3 protein-coding genes are annotated in these 2051 nt (G+C 42.4%); all 3 read right to left on the minus strand.

The annotated features are described in order from the left end of the window. Nucleotides 1-285: 285 nt before the first annotated feature. On the minus strand, nt 286-663 hold the full coding sequence (locus tag H5073_RS17815; RefSeq protein ID WP_182680903.1) for a hypothetical protein: 378 nt from the start codon (nt 661-663) through the stop codon (nt 286-288). A 99-nt stretch (nt 664-762) separates the two neighbouring features. Then, the gene (locus H5073_RS17820; RefSeq protein WP_182680904.1) at nt 763-1056 is read right to left on the minus strand and encodes a YciI family protein; all 294 of its coding nucleotides are present in this window, start codon (nt 1054-1056) and stop codon (nt 763-765) included. Between the two features lie 110 nt (nt 1057-1166). After that, on the minus strand, nt 1167-1826 hold the full coding sequence (locus H5073_RS17825; protein ID WP_182680905.1) for a hypothetical protein: 660 nt from the start codon (nt 1824-1826) through the stop codon (nt 1167-1169). Nucleotides 1827-2051 lie beyond the last annotated feature (225 nt).

Genomic DNA, 2051 nt, shown 5'->3' on the forward strand with positions numbered 1-2051 from the left:
ATTGCGCTTCTACCCAAGCACGACGATGGTCAAAATTCTTACCCGACTCACCCAATAAACCAGTGCATCATCACCGCAGACTTTTTATTGGTAAAGAATGCACGGCGAATAACACGACTGTTGCAATGGTAGAAAGGACTGATGTTAAACAAGAAGCTCCACACTCACCTGACTTCTTCTAGGGCGTGGCATAAACTCACCTTTCGTCAATATCAGTCCAGATTTTAAGCTTAGTTTAAAGTCTGGAGACTCTCAACTAACATGGATGGCACCTTATTTAGCACCTTATTTCAAGGCGGCTGCCAGAGTAAGTGAAACATCATGTGCCGCTACCGTGACAACGCCAAAGTCTCCCACAATACGGTACTCACCCGACCCAGTTTGGGCCAAGCTATCAATGGTGCCGTAATCAAGGCTGCCGTCTGGGTCTGTGGTGGAAGCGACTGACTCTTGTGGCAGAAGTCCACGAACCGAAGAAACGCTAGAAAACTTAATGATGCCCGGCTTATAGCAGGCCCACTCGCCTGCGACCGGCACTGAGGCTTCTGGATGGGACTGCAGCAGACTTGCTAGAACCCGGAATATAAGAACGCCAGCATCCTGATGCCAGGAGAGGACAAACGTATCTTCCAGCAGGATGTTGTCAAACGACTCGATGCTCATAAGCGGCCTAACGCCGCATTAAGCGGACTAAAATTGTGGGTTATACTGTGTAGCGGAGCGAAACGTAACCCACTGTTTTAGTTCCGTTTAAATGCCTTGTCATATGCAATTTTTGATTGCTTCGAATTCTTTAGACGCCATAGTTGGAACAAACTCTGTAACTTCGTAGTTTGCCACATTTGCTTTGTGAAATGGGTCTTCTTTTATAATTTCATCCACTTCACCTTTATTAGATGCGTTTACTAAAATTATGCCACCAGTTCGAGGAACTTTGCGACCAGAGGCAATGAACTTACCTGAAGCATAATATTTTTCTAGAAAGGTGACATGCTCGTTAATAAACTTATCAACTTCAGACAACTCTGATTTGTATGTTAAAGATACTATAAACATTGGACACTCCGTTGCATATAACGCCCAGCACAGCCGCCGGCAAAAGTGGCGCGTAATTGCGCAGCAATTTAAGTGACACTTTTGACGGTCGGTTGCTGCTTGTTAGAAGCTTAGCTGACGATGTAAATGAACTGCTCATCATTTGACCACCTAGCCTGTGCCTTTATTTTGTATAAATCAAATGCGGCCTGATATGGATCGGCCTCATACTCAGCTTCTACCATTGCCCAGGCTATCCAATGAGATACTGTGTAATAGCAACCAGACAACTGATATAAAGGCTCACTTAAAAAGAAAAAGGCTTCGTAACCTTCCTTGCCGCAGTGTTTCTCAATGATTTCACACAGTTCATCATCTAAATGGACTGTGGATGAATCACTATTTTTGAGAATCTCATGTCTCTGTGATTCATTGCCTCTATAAACGGAGCGTTTCTTCGCAGTAAACTTTTCTCCATTTAATTCGATGAGCTCCTCATCTCCAAAATCTCGGAGTACACTCTCGATATCTTCATTTAGCTGATCAAGTTTGTTTAAAAGTTTCTCATCATCAATTTCTGTAGTTTGAGGGTGAGTTTTCCTTACTTCGTTAACTCGTTTAAGTAATCTATCGCCATTAGGGAATATTGAAAAACACTCTTTTAATTTTTCATCTCCAATATTCCATATGTCGAATTGAAGAGCATAATCATCTCTGATATCTGGCATAGAATCAGTGGACTCACCTAAAGCCTCTCTCCACTTCCTTTGCCATTCTTGTTTAATGCTCATATCTCTCCATGCTTCTAACGCCCTAATAATGGGCAAAAAATTGTTTGCTAAAATGTTGAGGAACGAAAACAGCAAACTGTTTTTTGTCCTTATTAATTAGCTTGTTGAACGAAGCCGCTTTGCGGCAGTAAAGATAAAGCTCACCGCTATCCACTCATCATAAATACTTACTAGACCCTGCCAATTAGGCATTTATCTAGGAGTATTATCATGAACCCATCCGAG

The organism is Shewanella sp. SR44-3, assembly GCF_014163735.1.
Taxonomy (GTDB): Bacteria; Pseudomonadota; Gammaproteobacteria; order Enterobacterales; family Shewanellaceae; genus Shewanella.